Raw genomic sequence first — 4,302 nt, forward strand, 5'->3', positions numbered from 1 at the left:
GGATGACGCCGGGCGGGGGAGGGGCGTCCACGAAGCCCGGCGCCGGCGGCCCGCATCGTGAGACGGGGAAACGGTTCGCGGGCCTCGTGTGCCACACTCGCCGCGTGCTCTCGTTCGCCATGATTATTGGCCGCAGGCGCGCCGGTCCGCAGTGACCGCCGTTCGCACGCCCACCGCGTACGAACGGCCGGTACCGTGCCCCGGACCCGCGCGCAGACCTCTCGCACCCGCGAGGGGTCTTTTCGTTTTCCGGCCCGACCCCGCCGGAGGCGGAGGCGCGAGGGAGGATGGGGGCAAGTGGAGCGGTCAGTTCCGGACCCACCTCTCGCCAGCCCAGGAGACCAGCCCATGACCACCACCACCGGTGCCGCACCGGCACCAGACACCCCGGACGCCCTGGACGCCCCGGACGACGGCTTCCACGTCTTCGACACGACGCTGCGCGACGGCGCCCAGCGGGAGGGCATCAACCTCACCGTCGCCGACAAGCTCACCATCGCGCGCCAGCTCGACTCCTACGGTGTGGGCTTCATCGAGGGCGGCTGGCCGGGCGCCAACCCGCGGGACACCGAGTTCTTCGCCCGCGCCCAGCGGGAGGTCGACTTCCGGCACGCCCAGCTGGTCGCCTTCGGCTCCACCCGCCGCGCGGGCGTCCCCGCGCAGATCGACCCGCAGGTCACGGCGCTGGTCGAGGCGGGCGCCCCGGTGGTCACCATCGTCGCCAAGGCGCACGACCGGCATGTCGAGCTGGCCCTGCGCACCACCCTGGAGGAGAACCTCGCGATGGTCCGCGAGACCGTGGCGTATCTGCGCGAGCAGGGCCGGCGGGTCTTCGTGGACTGCGAGCACTTCTTCGACGGCTACCGGGCCAACCCCGGCTATGCGAAGCAGGTGGTGCGCACCGCGTACGAGGCGGGCGCCGATGTGGTGGTGCTGTGCGACACCAACGGCGGGATGGTCCCCTCCGGCGTCCAGTCCGTGGTGCGCACCGTGCTCGCCGAGACCGGTGCGCGGCTCGGCATCCACGCGCAGGACGACACCGGCTGCGCCGTCGCCAACACCCTCGCGGCCGTGGACGGCGGCGCCAGCCACGTCCAGTGCACCGCGAACGGCTACGGGGAGCGCGTCGGCAACGCCAATCTCTTCCCGGTCGTCGCCGCGCTGGAGCTGAAGTACGACCGGCGCGTCCTGCCCCCCGGAGCGCTCGCCGAGACCACCCGGGTCTCGCACGCCATCGCCGAGGTCGTCAACCTCACCCCGGCCACCCACCAGCCCTACGTCGGCACCTCCGCCTTCGCGCACAAGGGCGGGCTGCACGCCTCCGCGATCAAGATCGACCCGGACCTCTACCAGCACGTCGACCCGGAGGCGGTCGGCAACACCATGCGGATGCTGGTCTCCGACATGGCGGGGCGGGCCTCGGTCGAGCTCAAGGGCAAGGAGCTGGGCTACGACCTCGGCGGCGACCGCGCGCTGGTCGGCCGGGTCGTGGAGCGGGTCAAGGAGCAGGAGCTCAAGGGCTATACGTACGAGGCCGCGGACGCCTCCTTCGAGCTGCTGCTCCGCGACGAGGTGCACGGCGCGGGGCCCGGCTGCTCCGCGCCGCGCTTCTTCCGGCTGGAGTCGTGGCGCGCGATCGTCGAGCAGCGCCCGGACGGGGCGCAGGTGAACGAGGCGACGGTGAAGCTCTGGGCCAAGGGGGAGCGCATCGTCGTCACGGGGGAGGGCAACGGCCCGGTGGACGCGCTGGACCGCGCGCTGCGCGCCGGGCTGGAGCGGCTGCACCCCGAGCTGGCGAAGCTCGCGCTGGTCGACTACAAGGTCCGGATCCTGGAGGGGGCGCACGGCACCTCGTCCACCACCCGCGTCCTGGTCGGCATGAGCGACGGCGGCGCCGAGTGGACCACGGTCGGCGTCGGCGACAATGTCATCGCTGCGTCCTGGCAGGCCCTGGACGACGGCTACACCTACGGCCTGCTGCGCTCCGGGGCCGAACCCCGGGAGGACGGCTGAGGCCGCGGCTCCGCTCTCCGGAAACCCGCGCCGGGTGCTGCGGTGTCCGCCCTTGTGGGCAGACGACAAGTGCGATCCCCGCGTCACCCGGGGTGCGGGACGGGCTACGCTCCGGTGCCGGGCCCGCCCCGATGCGGCGGTCCGCTCCGGGAGGACTGTGGAGATCCCACACCTCCAGGGCCTCTGCGTCGGAGGATTCCCTGCCCTGCGCCGGTTCGAAGGCGCGGTTCTGTACAGCGCGGCCATGAAAAGGGCGCGGAGACTGTACGAATCTGACGACGGCAAACAGCGGTTGCGTTTCGTAGGGTCTGTACATGACCGATCAGTCTCAGCCGTCGCCCGACGAGGCGGAGGCGACCGAGCCCGGCGCTCAGGACGCGCGTGGGCGTGTGGCCGAACTGCACGCGATCCGTGACGAGGCGTACCGGGGCCCGAGCGAGCGGGCGACGGAGGCACAGCACGCGAAGGGGAAGCTGACCGCGCGGGAGCGGATCGAGCTGCTGCTGGACCCGGGCTCGTTCTGCGAGATGGAGACGCTGCGCAGGCACCGGGCCACGGGTTTCGGGCTGGAGGCGAAGAAGCCGTACACGGACGGTGTGATCACCGGGTGGGGCACGGTGCACGGGCGGACGGTGTTCGTCTACGCACACGACTTCCGGATCTTCGGCGGCGCGCTCGGCGAGGCGCATGCGAACAAGATCCACAAGCTGATGGACAAGGCGATCTCCGCCGGGGCGCCGCTGGTCTCGCTCAACGACGGGGCCGGGGCGCGGATCCAGGAGGGCGTCGCGGCGCTGGCCGGGTACGGCGGCATCTTCCAGCGCAACACCAGGGCCTCCGGTGTGATCCCGCAGATCTCGGTGATGCTGGGCCCGTGCGCGGGCGGCGCGGCCTACTCCCCGGCGCTGACGGACTTCGTGTTCATGGTGCGGGAGACCTCGCAGATGTTCATCACGGGTCCGGACGTGGTGCAGGCCGTCACCGGCGCCGAGGTGTCGCAGAACGGCCTGGGCGGCGCCGATGTGCACGCCGGGACCTCCGGGGTGGCGCACTTCGCGTACGACGACGAGGCGACCTGCCTGGAGGAAGTGCGCTATCTGCTCTCCCTCCTGCCGCAGAACAACCGCGAGAACCCGCCCGTCGAGCCCGGCGCCGACCCGCCGGACCGGCGCTCCGAGGCGCTGCTCGACCTGGTGCCGGTGGACGGCAACCGGCCGTACGACATGCGCCAGGTGCTCGAAGAGATCGTCGATGACGGCGAGTATCTGGAGGTCCACGAGCGCTGGGCGACCAACGTCATCTGCGCCCTGGCCCGGATGGACGGCCAGGTCGTGGGGTTCGTGGCGAACCAGCCGCAGGTGCTGGCGGGCGTCCTGGACATCGAGGCGTCGGAGAAGGCGGCGCGCTTCGTGCAGATGTGCGACGCGTTCAACATCCCGATCCTCACCCTGCTGGACGTGCCGGGCTTCCTGCCCGGCGTCGACCAGGAGCACGGCGGCATCATCCGGCACGGCGCGAAGCTGCTGTACGCGTACTGCAACGCCACGGTGCCCCGGATCTCGGTGGTGCTGCGCAAGGCGTACGGCGGCGCGTACATCGTCATGGACTCCCAGTCCATCGGCGCCGACCTGACCTACGCCTGGCCCACCAACGAGATCGCGGTGATGGGCGCGGAGGGCGCGGCGAACGTCGTCTTCCGCCGCCAGATCGCCGCCGCCGACGACCCGGACGCCATGCGCACCCGGATGGTCAAGGAGTACAAGGCCGAGCTGATGCACCCGTACTACGCGGCCGAGCGCGGCCTGCTCGACGACGTGATCGACCCGGCCGACACCCGCGGGGTGCTCATCCAGTCCCTGGCCATGCTCCGCGCCAAGCACGCGGAGCTGCCCTCGCGGAAGCACGGCAACCCGCCGCAGTGAGGGCCCGGAGCGAGGCGGAGCGACGAACGACGGGGATCCCCGCGGGGATCCGCAGCGAGGGGAGACGAGAGAACGTGAGTGACGAACCCGGCAGCAGCCCGATCCGCGTGGAGAAGGGCGAGGCCAGCGAGGAGGAGCTGGCCGCCGTCACCGCGCTGCTGCTGGCGCGCGCCGCGGCCGAGTCCCGGCACGCGCAGCCGCCCGTGCGCCGTCGGCGCACCACCAAGGCGGGTTGGCGCCGGCTGGAGCGCCAGCACGGCTTCCGCGCACCGCACAGCTGGCAGGGCTGACCGCTATACGACCGCGTACACAGGTGGGGCGGGACCGGATCTCCGGTCCCGCCCCACCTGTGTACGCGGTCGTATAG

Annotated in this window: 3 protein-coding genes; all 3 read left to right on the top strand. The window is 71.9% G+C overall.

The annotated features are described in order from the left end of the window. Nucleotides 1-348: 348 nt before the first annotated feature. The 3 genes from cimA (at nucleotide 349) to G5C65_RS32175 (ending at nucleotide 4,225) form a co-directional block, all read left to right on the top strand. Entirely contained in the window at nucleotides 349-2,013 is a 1,665-nt protein-coding gene (cimA, locus tag G5C65_RS32165; RefSeq protein ID WP_165302577.1) for a citramalate synthase, read from the top strand. Between the two features lie 314 nt (nucleotides 2,014-2,327). Then, nucleotides 2,328-3,935, top strand: a complete 1,608-nt coding sequence (locus tag G5C65_RS32170; protein WP_165302578.1) for an acyl-CoA carboxylase subunit beta — start codon at nucleotides 2,328-2,330, stop codon at nucleotides 3,933-3,935. 74 nt (nucleotides 3,936-4,009) lie between these two features. Beyond that, nucleotides 4,010-4,225, top strand: a complete 216-nt coding sequence (locus G5C65_RS32175) for an acyl-CoA carboxylase epsilon subunit (RefSeq protein ID WP_165302579.1) — start codon at nucleotides 4,010-4,012, stop codon at nucleotides 4,223-4,225. Nucleotides 4,226-4,302 lie beyond the last annotated feature (77 nt).

Origin of the sequence: Streptomyces boncukensis (assembly GCF_011045075.1) — a bacterium.
GTDB lineage: Bacteria > Actinomycetota > Actinomycetes > Streptomycetales > Streptomycetaceae > Streptomyces > Streptomyces boncukensis.

Excerpts from the sequence above, each read along its gene's own strand:
- cimA (WP_165302577.1), top strand. The coding sequence starts at position 349 with ATGACCACCACCACCGGTGCCGCACCGGCACCAGACACCCCGGACGCC.
- G5C65_RS32170 (WP_165302578.1), top strand. The coding sequence starts at position 2,328 with ATGACCGATCAGTCTCAGCCGTCGCCCGACGAGGCGGAGGCGACCGAG.